This window comes from Dyella japonica A8 (assembly GCF_000725385.1).
GTDB classification, from domain to species: Bacteria; Pseudomonadota; Gammaproteobacteria; order Xanthomonadales; family Rhodanobacteraceae; genus Dyella; species Dyella japonica_C.
The window spans coordinates 4,108,971-4,124,094 of the sequence record NZ_CP008884.1 but is presented as its reverse complement, the minus strand read 5'-3'; the positions used below and the strand labels follow the sequence as shown (position 1 = coordinate 4,124,094).

Annotated in this window: 13 protein-coding genes and 1 tRNA gene; 12 read left to right on the top strand and 2 right to left on the bottom strand. The window is 66.5% G+C overall.

Features of this window, described 5'->3' with window-relative positions; all coding sequences use genetic code 11:
- Positions 1–11 precede the first annotated feature (11 nt).
- From cysG to HY57_RS17335, 12 genes are all read left to right on the top strand, one after another.
- Positions 12–1,454 carry a siroheme synthase CysG gene (gene cysG, locus HY57_RS17390; protein WP_019465690.1) on the top strand — a complete coding sequence of 481 codons (1,443 nt, stop codon included), beginning with the start codon at positions 12–14 and terminating at the stop codon, positions 1,452–1,454.
- Positions 1,455–1,512: 58 nt separating this feature from the next.
- On the top strand, positions 1,513–2,334 hold the full coding sequence (locus HY57_RS17385) for a uroporphyrinogen-III synthase (RefSeq protein ID WP_038581319.1): 822 nt from the start codon (positions 1,513–1,515) through the stop codon (positions 2,332–2,334).
- 91 nt (positions 2,335–2,425) lie between these two features.
- Positions 2,426–3,829, top strand: coding sequence for an amidohydrolase family protein (locus HY57_RS17380; protein ID WP_026033998.1), 1,404 nt, complete (start codon positions 2,426–2,428; stop codon positions 3,827–3,829).
- Entirely contained in the window at positions 3,813–4,958 is a 1,146-nt protein-coding gene (locus HY57_RS17375) for a dipeptidase (RefSeq protein ID WP_026033999.1), read from the top strand. The genes HY57_RS17380 and HY57_RS17375 overlap by 17 nt, the downstream gene beginning before the upstream one ends.
- Positions 4,959–5,040: 82 nt before the next feature.
- Entirely contained in the window at positions 5,041–5,547 is a 507-nt protein-coding gene (locus HY57_RS17370) for a CinA family protein (protein ID WP_019465694.1), read from the top strand.
- Between the two features lie 125 nt (positions 5,548–5,672).
- A complete protein-coding gene (gene recA, locus HY57_RS17365) occupies positions 5,673–6,707 on the top strand; it encodes a recombinase RecA (protein WP_019465695.1) in 1,035 nt (344 codons plus the stop codon).
- A gap of 101 nt (positions 6,708–6,808) precedes the next feature.
- Positions 6,809–7,300 (top strand): regulatory protein RecX, encoded by a 492-nt coding sequence (locus HY57_RS17360; protein ID WP_019465696.1) that lies wholly within the window; start codon positions 6,809–6,811, stop codon positions 7,298–7,300.
- An 84-nt stretch (positions 7,301–7,384) separates the two neighbouring features.
- A complete protein-coding gene (gene alaS / locus HY57_RS17355) occupies positions 7,385–10,021 on the top strand; it encodes an alanine--tRNA ligase (RefSeq protein WP_019465697.1) in 2,637 nt (878 codons plus the stop codon).
- 268 nt (positions 10,022–10,289) lie between these two features.
- Entirely contained in the window at positions 10,290–10,496 is a 207-nt protein-coding gene (gene csrA, locus HY57_RS17350; protein ID WP_019465699.1) for a carbon storage regulator CsrA, read from the top strand.
- A 74-nt stretch (positions 10,497–10,570) separates the two neighbouring features.
- Positions 10,571–10,663: transfer RNA gene (locus tag HY57_RS17345), tRNA-Ser, on the top strand.
- Positions 10,664–11,571: 908 nt separating this feature from the next.
- Positions 11,572–12,822, top strand: coding sequence for a YXWGXW repeat-containing protein (locus tag HY57_RS20990; RefSeq protein ID WP_019465457.1), 1,251 nt, complete (start codon positions 11,572–11,574; stop codon positions 12,820–12,822).
- 178 nt (positions 12,823–13,000) lie between these two features.
- Positions 13,001–13,588, top strand: coding sequence for a YajG family lipoprotein (locus HY57_RS17335; protein ID WP_019465458.1), 588 nt, complete (start codon positions 13,001–13,003; stop codon positions 13,586–13,588).
- A gap of 50 nt (positions 13,589–13,638) precedes the next feature.
- Here the strand turns inward: HY57_RS17335 and lpxH are convergent, their stop codons facing one another.
- Both lpxH and HY57_RS17325 read right to left on the bottom strand, forming a co-directional pair.
- Positions 13,639–14,367, bottom strand: coding sequence for a UDP-2,3-diacylglucosamine diphosphatase (gene lpxH, locus HY57_RS17330; protein WP_019465459.1), 729 nt, complete (start codon positions 14,365–14,367; stop codon positions 13,639–13,641).
- A 6-nt stretch (positions 14,368–14,373) separates the two neighbouring features.
- Positions 14,374–15,054, bottom strand: a complete 681-nt coding sequence (locus tag HY57_RS17325; protein ID WP_019465460.1) for a peptidylprolyl isomerase — start codon at positions 15,052–15,054, stop codon at positions 14,374–14,376.
- Positions 15,055–15,124: the final 70 nt, after the last annotated feature.

Sequence of the window (15,124 nt, the reverse complement as noted above, 5' to 3'; positions counted from 1 at the left end):
GGAGGTACTCCATGAGGCTCTATCCACTGTTTGCCGATCTCAGTGGCTTGCCCGTGCTGGTGGTGGGCGGGGGCAGCGTAGCGAAGCGAAAGGCCGCGGCGCTACGTGATGCCGGTGCCGAGGTGACGATAGGCGCACCCCGCTTTGAGCCGGACCTCGCCGCCTGGATCCGGGAGGGGCATGTCCGGGCCTTTCACGGCGAGTTCGAGCCGGCGTGGCTCGAGGGCATGTGGCTGGTCGTAGCCGCCACCGACGATCATCCGCTCAATGCGAGGGTCGCCGGGTGTGCGAAGGAGCGCCGCATCTTCGCCAATGTCGTGGACGACGCCGCGCTGTCGCGATTCCACGTGCCCGCCGTGGTGGACCGTTCACCGCTGGTGGTCGCGGTTTCCACCGCGGGCGCCGCCCCCGCGCTGGCGCGGCGGATCCGTGAAGTGCTCGAACGCGTGCTCGACCACGCCTTGGGCCCGCTGCTGGCATTGGCCCAACGGCATCGCCGCCGCATCGTGCGCCGCCATGGGGACACGGCAGCGCGGCGGGACTTCTACGACTGGCTATATGACGGTCCAGTGTTTTCCTTGCTGCGCCAGGCGAAGCCCGCGCAGGCGGAGCAAGTCTTGCTCGATGCGCTGGAGTGCAACGGCAGTGTGCACAAGGAGGGATCGGTGGCCCTGGTCGGCGCGGGGCCGGGGCACCCGGGTTTGCTGACCCTGCAGGCGTTGCGGCTGTTGCAGCAGGCCGATGTCGTGCTGTACGACCAGCTGGTCAGTCACGAGGTGCTGGCCATGGCAAGGCGCGATGCCGAATGCATCGACGTCGGCAAGCGCTGCGGTGGCCGTCATGTGGCGCAGGAGCACACCCACCGGCTGATGCTCGCGCATGCGCGGGAGGGGCGCCGGGTGGTGCGCCTGAAAGGTGGTGATCCCTTCGTGTTTGGGCGGGGCGGCGAGGAAATGGCCTTCCTGAGATCGCACGGAGTCGCCTGCGAAGTGGTCCCGGGGATCACGGCCGCCGTGGCGTGCGCGGCCTTCGCCGGCATACCCCTCACGCACCGCGATCATGCACAGTCGATCTGCCTGCTTACCGCGCATGGCAAGGACGCGACCGATACGCTGGGCGACCAGGTGCTGGGCAATCCGCGACAGACACTGGCGATTTACATGGGCGTGGAAAAGCTCGATGAGCTGGCCGCGCGGCTGATTGCCCATGCACGCGACGCTGAAACACCTTGCGCCATCATCGAGAACGGCACGCTGCCGCAGCAACGCGTGATTGCCGGCACGCTCGCCACGCTTCCCGCGCTGGCCAGACGCCACGCGGTGAAAACGCCCGCGTTGCTGGTCATCGGCGAGGTGGCGGCGTTCGCGCGTGAGCATGCGTGGTTCGGCGAGCTGGTCGATGAGGCGGCGACAGGTGTCCCGCCACGACGTCTGGTCCAGCGGGAGGTTGCTTGACGCGTCGTCATGGTTTGACGGTTTCGGAGGGCAGGTGGTGGTGAGTGAGCAGGACGACATGAAGGGACCGTTGAGCGGCCGTTGCATCGCCGTTCCCGAGTCACGCCAGCTCGATGTATTCGCTGCCCTGCTTGAACGCCGCGGCGCGAAGGTGCTGCGTTGCCCGCTGGTGGACATCCGCGATGCCGCCGACCCGGCGCCGGTGCTGGCCTGGATTGCCGAAGTGAATGCCGTGGGCTGCGATGACTTGCTGTTGTTCACCGGCGAAGGGCTGCAGCGCCTGCTCGGCTGCATCGACCAGCACGCGCCGGCTTGGCGGGCCGCTTTCGTCGCGCGCCTTGCCGCGACGCGCATCATCGCCCGCGGCCCCAAGCCCGGACGCGTGCTGCGCGAGCTGGGGCTGAAGCCAGACGTCGTGGTCGAGCCGGCCACCAGCTCAGGGATGATCGGGTATCTGCGGGACGTCGATCTGCGCGGCAGGAGGGTGGGCGTGCAGTTGTACGGTACCGACCCCAATACACCGCTGATGGATTTCCTGGCGGATGCCGGGGCGGTCGTTCTGCCGGTCGCTCCGTATCGCTACGCGGATGCCGCAGACGACGCGGCGGTCACGACGCTGATGCAGCACATGGCGCAAGGCGCTGTCGATGCGATGGCCTTCACCAGCCTGCAGCAGGTAGAGCGGCTTTTCCGGCTGGCTGACCAGCTCGGCCACCGGCAGGCATGGCAGGCCGCCCTGTCGCACACTGTGGTTGCCGCGGTGGGCCCGCTGGTGGCGGAAGCCCTGGCGCGGCATGGCGTGACGGTCCGGGCCATTCCCGAGGGCAGCTACTACATGAAGCCGCTGACCCAGGCGTTGATCGGCGCGCTCGCGCGCTGACCCCGTGTTTCCCTCCCGTGCGGGCAGGGGCTGTGCCGGGACCTTCGGCATGCTTGTGATGGCGCAAAACCGATGTGTAGCATCGCCGGTCATGCACACGCCTCGACGACCTGCTACACGATGGGCGACAGCGCTGTTCCTTGCGCTGTCCGTTTCCGCCGCATGGGCCGCGGGCAGCGCCGGACCCGGGGCATCGGCCACCGAAGCCGCGACGCTGTATGCGGGGGCGACCGTCATCGACGGCACCGGCGCCGCGCCGCGAGTGAATCAGGACATCCTGGTTCGGGCGGAACGCATCGTCGCGGTGGGGCCGCACGGCTCGTTGGAAGGTACGCACGACGCCAGCTTCCATACGGTCGATCTGCACGGCAGCTATGTCATTCCCGGCCTGATCGACAGCCACGTGCACCTGGCGACACCGCCGGATGCAAAACGGGCGCAGGCCATCCTCCGTCGCAACCTCTACGCGGGGGTCACCGCCGTGCGCGACATGGCGGACGACCTGCGGTCGGTCGCCGAGCTGGCGCGCGAGGCGAGGGCGGGCGAGATTCCCGCGCCGGATATTTACTACGCCGCCCTGATGGCCGGCCCGACGTTCTTCCTCGATCCGCGCGTGTCGGCGGCCAGTTATGGGGTGACGCCGGGCAAGAGCCCGTGGATGCAGTCCATCGACGAGAACACCGATCTGCGCGAGGCGGTGACGCTGGCGCGCGGCACGTCCGCCACGGCCCTCAAGGTGTACGCGGACCTGCCGCCCGACCTGGTGGCGAAGATCACTGCCGAAGCGCACCGCCAGCACATCATGGTGTGGGCACACAGCGCGGTGTTTCCGACGCGCCCGGCCGACGTGATCAACGCCGGCGTCGACGTGGTGAGTCACGCCTGCTATCTCGCCTACCAGCTGGAACCGGTGATGCTGGCGTCCTACGAGGACCACACGCCGTTCCATGACGCGTTGCTGGCTCCCAGCGGCGACGATCCTGTCATCGCCGGGCTCTACCGGGACATGTTGAAGCACGGCACGATACTGGATGCCACCGGCAGCCTGTTCGTGCGCTACGACGCCGAGCGCAAGACGCATCCCGAGCGCAAGCCGCTGCGCTGCACGGGCCCGACCACCACCCGGCTGGTGCGCCAGGCCTGGAAGGCGGGCGTGCCGATCTCCACCGGCACCGACAGCGATGGAGGCCTCGATCAGGTTTGGCCATCCGTCTATGACGAAATCCGCTTCCTCGTGCACGACGTGGGCATGCCGCCGATCGAGGCCATCCATTCGGCCACGCTGGTCGGTGCCCAGGCCGCCGGGCAGGCGAAGGACATGGGCTCGATCGAAGCGGGCAAGCTGGCGAACTTCGCCGTGTTGTCCGCCGACCCCGCCAAAGACATCGGCAACCTCCAGAGCATCCGCATGACAGTCAAGCGCGGACGTGTGTATCCGCGGGGCGGCTACCCACCGGTAACGAAGGAAGAGATGGACCATGACGACGAGGATTGATCGGCGCACGTTTCTTACCGGCATGACCTGGGCGGCTGCGGCATCCATGCTGCCCGTGGAAACGCTGGGCGCAGCGCCTCAAGGCCGCAGCGCCGCGGGCAGCGGCATCATCGTCAACGCGCTGGGTGCGCTGGGCGATCCCAACCGGGATTCGGATTCACTGGTGCCCACCTTGTCGCCACGCGTGCTGGCGGACGCGCATGCCTCCGGCCTGACGGCGGTGAACGTGACGCTGGGCTACGTGTCCGGGCCGGGCGATCCGTTCGAGGCCAGTGTGCGCGACATCGCCGCCACCGACGCGCTGGTGCGCGAGCATGCGGGCGACGTGTTGAAGGTGTTCACCGCCGCCGATATCCGCCGCGCCCGTGACGAGCAGAAGATCGGGCTGATCTACGGTTTCCAGAACGGCGCCATGATGGGCAAGGACGCGACGCGCGTGGACGTTTTCGCCAACCTCGGCGTGCGCGTGTTCCAGCTGACCTACAACCCGGCGAACCTGCTGGGCGATGGTTCGATGGCGCCGGAAAATCGCGGTCTGACTCCGTTCGGGCGCGAGGTGGTGGCGAGGCTCAATGCGTGCCGCGTGATGGTCGATCTTTCGCACAGCGGTGAACACACTTGCCTTGAGGCCGCGCGCGTTTCCACCGCGCCCGTCTCGATCAACCACACGGGCTGTCGCGCAGTGACCGACCTGCCGCGCAACAAGACGGACGCCGAGCTGCGGCTGGTGGCGGAGCGGGGTGGTTTCGTCGGCATCTATTTCATGCCGTTCCTCCATGCGTCTGGCCACGCGCGTGCCGACGACGTGGTTGCGCACATCGATCATGCGGTGAACGTGTGCGGCGAGGATCACGTGGGCATCGGCACGGACGGCACGGTGACGCAGATCGATGACCTGCAGGCCTACCAGGCCACGCTGGCGAAGGAGATCCAGGAGCGCCGGAAGGCGGGCATCAGCGCCGCGGGCGAGCGGCCGGATACGTATCCGTTCGTGGTGGATCTGCGCGGTCCGCAGCAGTTCCACGAGCTGGCGCAGCGGCTGGCGCGGAAGGGCTATACCAGCGGGCGTATCGAGAAGATCCTCGGCTTGAACTTCCTGCGCTACGCCCAGACCGTCTGGGGAAGCTGATCCGTGGCGGTGGCGGCCCTTGGCGGGCGGGCGCCGGCAGGGTAGAAGGATCGGCCTCCGCCCACTCCCCAGGGATATCCCGATGACCTTGTCCGTTCCCACCGATGCCGAGCTCAAGGCACTGGCCGAACAGGTGGCTGCCGCCACCCAGCAGCGGCGCCTGATGATGGTGACTGCCGAGTCCTGTACCGGCGGCTGGATCGCCAAGGCCCTGACCGATCTGCCCGGCAGCTCCGCCTGGTTCGACGCCGGCGTGGTCACCTACAGCTACGAAGCCAAGGAGGCGCTGCTGGGCGTCAACCCGCGTACGCTGGAGCGCACCGGCGCGGTGAGCGAGGAAACGGCACTGGAGATGGTGTCCGGCGCGTTGTCGCGGTTTGGCGCGGGCGTGGCAGTGGCCGTCACCGGCATTGCCGGGCCCAGCGGCGGCACGCCCGACAAGCCCGTCGGCACCGTCTGGATCGGCTGGAAGCGGCGCGGCGGCTATGCCTATGCCCAGCTGTTCCACTTCGACGGCGACCGCGAGGCCGTGCGCCGGCAGACCGTGTCGGCGGCCCTCAGCGGCGTCCTCAAGGCACTGGCGGATTGAGCGCCGCGCCGCCCGCCGGGTGGCTTGACCGGTATGGGATACTCGTCCGCTGCGATTCTTAGCCCGTGAGACCAGCCACGGGCATCATGCCCCTACATTCACTGCCAACTCCAGGATTCAAGACGATGGATGACAACAAGCGCAAGGCGCTCACTTCCGCCCTCGGCCAGATCGAAAAGCAGTTCGGCAAGGGTGCCGTCATGCGCCTGGGCGACCGTTCCGACGAAGCGATCGAGACCGTGTCGACCGGTTCGCTGGGCCTGGACATCGCGCTGGGCGTTGGTGGCCTGCCGCGCGGCCGCATCGTCGAGATCTACGGTCCGGAGTCCTCGGGTAAGACCACGCTGACCCTGCAGGTCATCGCCAACTGCCAGAAGAACGGCGGCACGGCGGCCTTTGTCGACGCCGAGCACGCGCTCGACCCGTCCTACGCCGCCAAGCTCGGCGTGAACGTGGACGACCTGCTGGTCTCCCAGCCGGATACCGGCGAACAGGCGCTGGAAATCGCCGACATGCTGGTGCGCTCGGGCGCGGTGGACGTGGTGGTGGTCGACTCGGTCGCCGCGCTGACGCCCAAGGCCGAAATCGAAGGCGAAATGGGTGATTCCCACGTGGGCCTGCACGCCCGCCTGATGAGCCAGGCGCTGCGCAAGCTCACCGCCAACATCAAGAAGTCCAACTGCCTGGTGATCTTCATCAACCAGATCCGCATGAAGATCGGCGTGATGTTCGGCAGCCCGGAAACCACCACCGGTGGTAACGCGTTGAAGTTCTACGCCTCGGTGCGTCTGGACATCCGCCGCATCGGCGCGGTGAAGAAGGGCGAGGAAGTCATCGGTTCGGAAACCCGCGTCAAGGTGGTCAAGAACAAGGTGGCGCCGCCGTTCCGTCAGGCCGAGTTCGAGATCCTCTACGGCGAGGGCTCCTCGCGCGAAGGCGAGATCATCGAGCTGGGCGTGGCGCAGAACCTGATCGACAAGTCCGGCGCCTGGTACAGCTACAAGGGCGACCGCATCGGCCAGGGCAAGGAAAACGTCCGCCAGTTCCTGCGCGACAACCCGGCCATCGCCAACGAGGTCGACGCCGAACTGCGCGCCCGCCTGCTGGTGAACGGCAGCGGTTCCTCGCCGCTGCCGGCGGTGGAAACCGAAGAGGCCTGATCGACGTGTCGGCGGCGCAGCAGCGGGGCGGGCGGGACGCTTCGCCCCCCTTACAGGCGCCGCCGCGGATCTGACCGCCTGCCCAAGGGCAGGCCACGCACATGGCCCGCGATCGCGACGACAAGAAAGACAAACCCAGCGCCTACAGCAAGGCGCTGGGCATGCTTGCGCGACGCGAGCATTCCCGCCGCGAACTGAAGCTCAAGCTGCGGCAAAAGGGCTACGAAGGCGACGAGGCCGGCGAGGCTCTCGACCGCCTGGGCGAGCAGCACTACCAGGACGACGACCGCTTTGCCGAGGTGCTGGTGCGCAGCCGGGTCTCGCAGGGTTACGGCCCCATGCGCGTGCGGGCCGAACTGAAGAGCCACGGGCTCTCCGATGCCCGCATCCGGGCCGTGCTGGACGAGGCGGCGGTGGACTGGGAGACCAGCGCGCTGGCCCAGCTGCGGCGGCGTTTTGGCGGCGGATCGGCGCCAGATCGCGACGAAAAGGCCCGCCGGGCGCAATTTCTCTTGCGTCGGGGCTTTCCCGCCGCCACAGTACGGAGTGTTACCCACGCCGACGTGGACGACGCAGCCGACGACGATGCCTGACCTCCCCGCTGTTGGGGCGGATGGGCGTCGCTTAGGCCGTGCTCCCCGGACGTGGCCTCATTCCGCCAGGTCCTCCCCAGCCGCATGAAAACCGCCGACATCCGCTCGACCTTCCTCGACTATTTCCGCTCGAAAGGGCACACCATCGTGCCGTCCAGCTCGCTGGTGCCGGCCAGCGACCCGACGCTGCTGTTCACCAACTCGGGCATGGTGCAGTTCAAGAACGTGTTCCTGGGCAGCGAAAAGCTGTCGTACGTGCGCGCGGCCGACGTGCAGCGCTGCCTGCGTGCCGGCGGCAAGCACAACGACCTCGATTCGGTGGGCTACACCGCGCGCCACCACACCTTCTTCGAAATGCTGGGCAATTGGTCGTTCGGCGACTACTTCAAGCGCGACGCCATTGCTTTCGCGTGGGAGCTGCTGACCGGCGTTTTCAAGCTGCCCAAGGACAAGCTCTGGGTCACCGTCTACCACACCGATGACGAGGCCTTCGACATCTGGAACAAGGAAGTGGGCGTGCCGGCCGAGCGCATCGTGCGCATTGGCGACAACAAGGGCGCGCCGTACGCGTCGGACAACTTCTGGCAGATGGCCGATACCGGTCCCTGCGGCCCGTGCACGGAAATCTTCTTCGACCACGGCGAGGAAATCGCCGGTGGCCCGCCGGGTTCGCCCGATGAAGACGGCGACCGTTACATCGAAATCTGGAATCTGGTGTTCATGCAGTTCGATCGCGCGCCCGACGGCACGCTGTCGCCGCTGCCGGCGCCGTGCGTGGACACCGGCATGGGCCTGGAGCGTCTCGCCGCCGTGCTGCAGCACGTGCATTCCAACTATGAGATCGACCTGTTCCAGCACCTGATTAAGGTGGCGGCCGAACTGACCAGCACCCAGGATCTGGCCAACAAGTCGCTGCGCGTCATCGCCGACCACATCCGCGCCTGCTCGTTCCTGATCGTCGACGGCGTGCTGCCCTCCAACGAGGGCCGCGGCTATGTGCTTCGCCGCATCATCCGTCGCGCGTTGCGCCACGGCTGGATGCTGGGCGTGCGCGGCGATTTCTTCTGGAAGATGGTCAAGCCGCTGGTGGAGGAGATGGGCGAGGCCTATCCGGAACTGGCGCAGAAGCAGGCGTTCGTGGAAGACGCGCTGCGCACGGAAGAGCGCCGCTTTGGCGAGACGCTGGAGAACGGCATGCGCCTGTTCGACGCCGTGGCCGCCAACGCCAGTGGCAGCATTCCCGGCGCCGATGCGTTCCGCCTCTACGACACCTACGGCTTCCCGATCGACCTGACCGCCGACATCGCGCGCGAGCGCGGCCTGACGGTGGACATGGACGGCTTCGAGCAGGCCATGGAAGAACAGCAGGATCGCAGCCGCAAGGGCGGCAAGTTCGAGGCCAAGGGCCTGATGCCCGCCGAACTTGCCAGCCAGTTGCAGCCGACGGCCTTCCTCGGCTACGAGGCGCTGACCAGCCAGGGCAGCACGGTGGTGGGCATCGTGCGTGCAGGCAAGCAGCTCGATCAGCTGAACGATGGCGAGGAAGGCCTTGTCATCCTGGATCGCACCCCGTTCTACGCGGAGTCCGGTGGCCAGGTCGGTGATACCGGCGTGCTGGTGTGCGCCCCGGGTTCCTTTACCGTGGGCGACACGCTGAAGATGGGCGGCGTGTTCTTCGGCCATGCCGGGCAATGGCACGGCAAGCAGGCCCTGCGCGTGGGCGATGTGGTCGACGCCAACGTCGACGGCACGCGCCGCCAGGCCATCGTGCTGAACCACTCCGCCACGCACCTGTTGCACGCCGCGCTGCGCAAGGTGCTGGGCGAGCACGTGACGCAGAAGGGCTCGCTGGTGGCGCCGGAGCGCCTGCGCTTCGACTTCTCCCACTTCAAGCCGATGAGCGCGGACGAACTGCGCGAGATCGAGGCGCTCGTGAACGCCGAAGTGCGCCGCAACGAGGCCGCCGAAGTGCATCACATGGGTTACAACGACGCCATCGAGTTCGGCGCCATGGCGCTGTTTGGCGAGAAATACGGCGACGAAGTGCGCGTGTTGAAGATGGGTGGGTTCTCCACCGAACTCTGCGGCGGCACGCACGTGGGCCGCACGGGTGACATCGGCCTGTTCAAGATCGTCAGCGAGGCCGGCGTGGCCTCCGGCGTGCGCCGCATCGAGGCGGTGACCGGCGCCGGCGCGCTGGCCTACGTGGCCGACGAGGAGCGCCGCCTGGGCGAGTTCGCCCAGCTGCTGTCGACCAGCGGAGACGACGCTGTCGAAAAGCTGCGCCAGCTGTTCGACAAGCAGAAGAAGCTGGAGCGCGAACTGGAATCGATGCGCGCCAAGGCCGCCGGCTCGGCCACGGCCGACCTGGCCGGCACGGCCAAGGACATCGATGGCATCAAGATCATCGCCGCCCGCCTGGAAGGCCTGGACGCCAAGGCCCTGCGTGACGCCATGGACCAGCTGAAACAGCAGCTGACCGATTGCGTGGTGCTGCTGGCCGGCGCCGCCGAGGGCCGCGTCTCGCTGGTGGCCGGCGTCAACGGCAAGGCGCTGGGCCGCGTCAAGGCCGGCGACGTGGTGGCTCACGTGGCCAGCCAGATCGACGGCAAGGGCGGTGGCCGCCCGGACATGGCCCAGGGTGGCGGTTCGGACACGCCGGCGCTGCCGGGCATCCTTGACGGTCTGGCCGGCTGGATCGGCCAGCGGCTGGCCTCCTGACTGGGGGTCAACTGACCATACTCCGTTGGCGTTTACGCATTGCACTGCCATCGGACGCTCGGCTAGTATCCAAACACTGCCGGCACCGATGGTTGCGACGGTGTCGCCGACATGGCATCACAGGGGATGCCTCGTCTGTGGATCGAAACCGGGGAAGGCGGTAGGGCCTTCGGCGGTACAATCGTCGAACTGTTTCAGGCGGTGAAGCTCAGGGGTGAGGCATAACCGTCTGTGGGCCTGTGACCAAAGTATTCATGGAGTGGCAAACATGTTGATTCTGACCCGCAGGGTCGGTGAAACCTTGATGATCGGTGACGAGGTGACCGTTACCGTTCTGGGCGTCAAGGGCAACCAGGTGCGCATTGGTATTAACGCACCCAAGAACGTTGCCGTGCATCGCGAAGAGATCTATCAACGGATCAAGAACGAGCACGAGCCGGATGGCAACGCCTCCGGCGGCACTGGCGAACACTGACAGGCGATAAAAGCTTTACCTTGAGCGCGCCGGTCAGTATCCTTGCCGGCTCCGCAGAGATGCGGTCGAAAAACGGAGAGATGCCCGAGAGGCCGAAGGGGCTCCCCTGCTAAGGGAGTATAGGGTCAAAAGCCTTATCGAGGGTTCGAATCCCTCTCTCTCCGCCAGATACGCAAAAAGCCCCTAGTGGGGCTTTTTGCGTATCTGGCGGAGAGAGAGGTGTGGACGAACCCTCTGGTTCGACAAATTTGTCTGGAACAAATTTGGACAGCCGCAGGCTGGCCCTGGAGCGCGCAGCGCGGAAGGGTGAGGCCCACGGATGGGCCGAACAATCCCAACCTCCACGCAAACGCGGCCTTCAACGAAGCCCCCTAGTGGGGCTCTCGTATCTGCGGAGAGAGAGGTAGTTGACGAACCCTCTGGTTCGACAAATTTGTCTGGAACAAATTTGGACAGCCGCAGGCTGGCCCTGGAGCACGCAGCGCGGAAGGGTGAGGCCCACGGATGGGCCGAACAATCCCAACCTTCACGTCATCGCGCCCTCCAACGAAGCCCCCTAGTGGGGCTTTTTGCGTATCTGGCGGAGAGAGAGGTGTGGACGAACCCTCTGGTTCGACAAATTTGTCTGGAACAAATTTGGACAGCCGCAGGCTGGCCCTGGAGCGCGCGGCGCGGAAGGGTGAGGCCCACGGATGGGCCGAACAATCCCAACCTTCACGTCATCGCGCCCTTCAACGAAGCCCCCTAGCGGGGGGGGCTCTGCGTATCTGCCGGAGAGAAGTGTGGACGAGCGCTCCGGTTATTCGCCGCATCCTGCGCCTCACCCTCTGAGCCATCGGCTGCGCTGATGTTCGCTCCAGCATTCGCCGAAAGCTTTCCAACCCCCACTCGCGCACTTCACACGAAGCCACCGGCGAGTCCATGTACGCAATGAACCGACAGCACAGCGCAAGAAACCATTCACCCCCCAGCCAAGCTGCTGAACCCTCCCGAACCTGGGGGACGCAACGACGTACGACCTCGCGCCAGCTCCCGCGTTACCTTGCTTACGGACCCACTTCACGGGAGAAGCTTTATGGTGAGGATCCAAGCTGATCGCTGCGGGGCACGGCTGCATCGTGGCCTGCTTCGTTCGATGGTCGTCGCGTTGGCCTTGGCCACGGCGACGGTTGTCCCGTTGAGCGCAAGCGCAGACGTTTCCGTGGGCATCTCGGTCGGTTTTCCGCCGCCGCCCCTGCCGGTATACGAGCAACCGGTGATCCCTGCACCGGGCTACATCTGGGTGCCGGGTTACTGGGCCTGGGATGGCGATGATTACTACTGGGTTCCCGGTACGTGGGTGATGCCGCCCTACGTCGGCGCGCTGTGGACGCCCGGCTATTGGGGCTGGGTGGGCAGCGCCTACATCTTCCACGTTGGCTATTGGGGCCCGCACGTGGGCTTCTATGGCGGCATCAATTACGGCTTTGGCTATACCGGCGTCGGTTACGAGGGCGGTTACTGGCATGGCAATTCGTTCTATTACAACCGCTCGGTGAACCGCATCGAGAACGTGCACATCACCAACGTCTACAACCGCACGGTGGTGAACAACATCACGGTGAACCGGACGAGTTTCAACGGTGGTCAGGGTGGCATCGCCGCGCGACCGACACCGCAGCAGGAGACCTTTGCGCGTGAGCGGCACGCCGGGCCGGTGGCGGCACAGGAGCAGCAGCGCACGATGGCGAGCCAGAACCAAGCCATGCGCGCCTCGTTCAATCACGGAGCGCCTTCCATCGCCGCAACACCGCGTGCCGGCGCATTCAACGATCCGAGTGCTGCTGCGGCACATGGTGCGCAGGGACGGCCGATGCCGGCCGCGATGGGCGAGCAGCGCACCAGCGTGCCAGCACCACAGCCGCGCGACTCCATGGCACTGCATTCGTCGGGTTTCGCGCCTCACAACAATGGTTCGATGAATGCCCCGGGTGGCGCGCACACCAACAACTACGCGCCAGCCGAGAGCCATGCCGGCTACACGCGCGAGCCGTCGAACCCGGGCGGTGGCTATCACGCGGGCAGCAGCCCGCAGCCCTCGTACGCGCCGCATGCGCAGCGCCCGGAGCCTGCCTATCAAAACCGCGAACCGGCACCGCAGTACCGCGCAGCGGCGCCCCAGAACCGCGCGCCGGAACCGGCATTTCGTGAACCGGCACCTCAATACCACGCGCCCCCGCCGTCCTATCACGCACAGGCACCTCGCCCGGCGCCTGCGCCTCACCCGCAACCCCAGCCGCATGAGCAGGCCCAGCCGCACCATGGCGGGTCTGACGACCACCACTGACGGTCGCAGCGTTAGCGTTGTCTGAAAGTGCACCGGCTGCCTTCGTGGCAGCCGGTTTTTTTGCGGAGCATGCGGGTGCAGGTCGCATCCTCCACTAGAATGCGCGGCGGCCCGCCACCGGGCCGCGCGGACGCAGAGGCGTCCGCTGACATCATCGAAACATGGAAAGGGGATATCGATGTTGAAGCGTTTTGTGTTCGTGGCGTTGCTGGCCGCATCCGGCAGTGCCATGGCTTCAAAGAACCTGAGCAACATTCCGCTGGTGTGGTCGCCGACGCAGAGCTTCGCGGAGTTCGGCGCGATCGATCTGAACGGCATCGGCCATGTGAAAGTGCAGTTCAACGGTTTCACCGATGCGCGCAAGGATCCCGCGCTGATCGCCGAAAACCATGAAAAGGATCCGGTGCGCCAGGTGACCACGAAGGACAGCGTGGCGGCGTTCCTGACGGATCACGTGAAAGAGACCTTCGGCAAGGCGGGCATCAACGTGGTCGACACGGGCGGTGACGTCGTCGTCTCGGGCGAGATCCGCGACTTCTTCGTCAACGAGACCGATCAGTACGTGGGCAACATTACGCTCTACGTCACGCTGACCAATGCAACGGGCAAGGTGCTGTGGCAGGGTGTGGCCGGTGGCGGCGCGACCAACTTCGGCCGCTCCTACAAGGCGGACAACTACTACGAAACCTTGTCCAACGCCGTGCTGAAGCTGAGCAACAGCATGCTCAACAGCCAGGGCTTCCACAACGCGTTGCAGGTGCACTGACGCCACGCGCCGATGATCGCCCGCCACAGATGGCGGGCGATCGTTCGCGATCAGTGCAGCGCGAGCCCTTGCAGTTCAACGCCGTCCGGCGTAACCCGCAGCACGGAGCCCTGCTCGTACCAGTCGCCCAGCACGATGCGTTCGGCCGGCTGGCCGTCCAGCTCGAAGCGATGGATGGCGGGGCGGTGCGTGTGGCCGTGGATGAGTCGGGTAACGCCGCCCTGGTGCATGGCGTCCGCCACAGCCCCGGCATTGACGTCCATGATGGTTTCCATGGTGCTGCTCGTATGCGCCTTGCTGTCTGCGCGCGCCTGGGCGGCAAGCGCACGGCGCGCGGTCAGCGGCATGGCCAGGACCTGCGCCTGCCACTCCGGTGAGCGCACCTGCTTGCGCAGCGCCTGGTAGGCAAGGTCATCGGTGCACAGTACGTCGCCGTGCATCAGCAGGGTGGGGCGGCCGTATAGCTCGTGCACGGTACCGTCGTCGAGCAGGGTGAAGCCGGCACGCCCGGCGAAGTCCTTGCCGATCAGGAAATCGCGGTTGCCCACGATGAAGTAAACCGGCACCCCGTGCTCGCTGAGCGCCTTCGTGGCGCGCGCGATGCGGGTCGGGAGTTCGGCGTCATCGTCGTCGCCAACCCATGCTTCGACCAGGTCGCCGAGGATGTAGACGGCGTCGGCGGATCTTGCCTCGTCACTGGCGAGGAAAGCCTCGAACAAGTGCGTGATCTCGGGACGGCTGTCGTCCAGGTGCAGGTCCGAAATGAACAGCGTCGCCATCGTGCCTCAGCCCTTCTTGCCGCCGGACTTTTTGGCCGGCTCGGCGGCGGGCGTGGCCGTTGGCTGTGGCGCGGCGGTTTCTTCGCCCACCACGCTGGCGCTGTCGATCACCACCAGCGGATTGGGCACGTCGCCGGCGAACGGGCCAAGGCCGCGCGTGGGCAGGGCGGCCATCTTGTCGACCACGTCCATGCCCTTGATGACCTTGCCGAACACGGCATAGCCCCAGGTCAGGCCGCTCTGGTTGCCCACGAAATCGAGGCGGCGGTTGTCGACCAGATTGAAGAAAAACTGCGCCGTGCCGGAGTTCGGATCCGCGCCGCGCGCCACAGCCACCGTGCCACGCAGGTTGGAGAGGCCATTGTCCGCCTCGCTGGGGATGGCCGAGCGCGTGCGCTTGGCCTGCAGGTCGCGCGTGTAGAGGCCGCCCTGCACCAGGTAACCCTGGATGGCGCGGTGGAACACCGTACCGCTGTAGAAGCCGTCGCGCACGTACTGCAGGAAGTTCGCGACGCTCTTGGGGGCCTTGTCCGGGTACAGCTCCAGCGTGATGTCGCCCTGCGAGGTATGCAGCACCACTTCCGGATGCGCCGTGGCAGCGGGCGTTGTCGCCGTCGGCTTGGCCGCCTGGGCGAGCAGGGCGGACGACGGGAGCAGCAGGAGCGCGGCGAGCAGGAATCGTGTCATGGCGGGTCGGGCGGCGTGGGGCATCGGGACATCATACGCGGCGAAGCGGTTTCATGGCCGGGTCGGCGCA

Bases quoted from the DNA above. Each gene is read 5' to 3' on its own strand.
- cysG (WP_019465690.1), top strand. From the start codon at position 12: ATGAGGCTCTATCCACTGTTTGCCGATCTCAGTGGCTTGCCCGTGCTG.
- HY57_RS17385 (WP_038581319.1), top strand. From the start codon at position 1,513: ATGAAGGGACCGTTGAGCGGCCGTTGCATCGCCGTTCCCGAGTCACGC.
- HY57_RS17380 (WP_026033998.1), top strand. From the start codon at position 2,426: ATGCACACGCCTCGACGACCTGCTACACGATGGGCGACAGCGCTGTTC.
- HY57_RS17375 (WP_026033999.1), top strand. From the start codon at position 3,813: ATGACGACGAGGATTGATCGGCGCACGTTTCTTACCGGCATGACCTGG.
- HY57_RS17370 (WP_019465694.1), top strand. From the start codon at position 5,041: ATGACCTTGTCCGTTCCCACCGATGCCGAGCTCAAGGCACTGGCCGAA.
- recA (WP_019465695.1), top strand. From the start codon at position 5,673: ATGGATGACAACAAGCGCAAGGCGCTCACTTCCGCCCTCGGCCAGATC.
- HY57_RS17360 (WP_019465696.1), top strand. From the start codon at position 6,809: ATGGCCCGCGATCGCGACGACAAGAAAGACAAACCCAGCGCCTACAGC.
- alaS (WP_019465697.1), top strand. From the start codon at position 7,385: ATGAAAACCGCCGACATCCGCTCGACCTTCCTCGACTATTTCCGCTCG.
- csrA (WP_019465699.1), top strand. From the start codon at position 10,290: ATGTTGATTCTGACCCGCAGGGTCGGTGAAACCTTGATGATCGGTGAC.
- HY57_RS20990 (WP_019465457.1), top strand. From the start codon at position 11,572: ATGGTGAGGATCCAAGCTGATCGCTGCGGGGCACGGCTGCATCGTGGC.
- HY57_RS17335 (WP_019465458.1), top strand. From the start codon at position 13,001: ATGTTGAAGCGTTTTGTGTTCGTGGCGTTGCTGGCCGCATCCGGCAGT.
- lpxH (WP_019465459.1), bottom strand. From the start codon at position 14,367: ATGGCGACGCTGTTCATTTCGGACCTGCACCTGGACGACAGCCGTCCC.
- HY57_RS17325 (WP_019465460.1), bottom strand. From the start codon at position 15,054: ATGACACGATTCCTGCTCGCCGCGCTCCTGCTGCTCCCGTCGTCCGCC.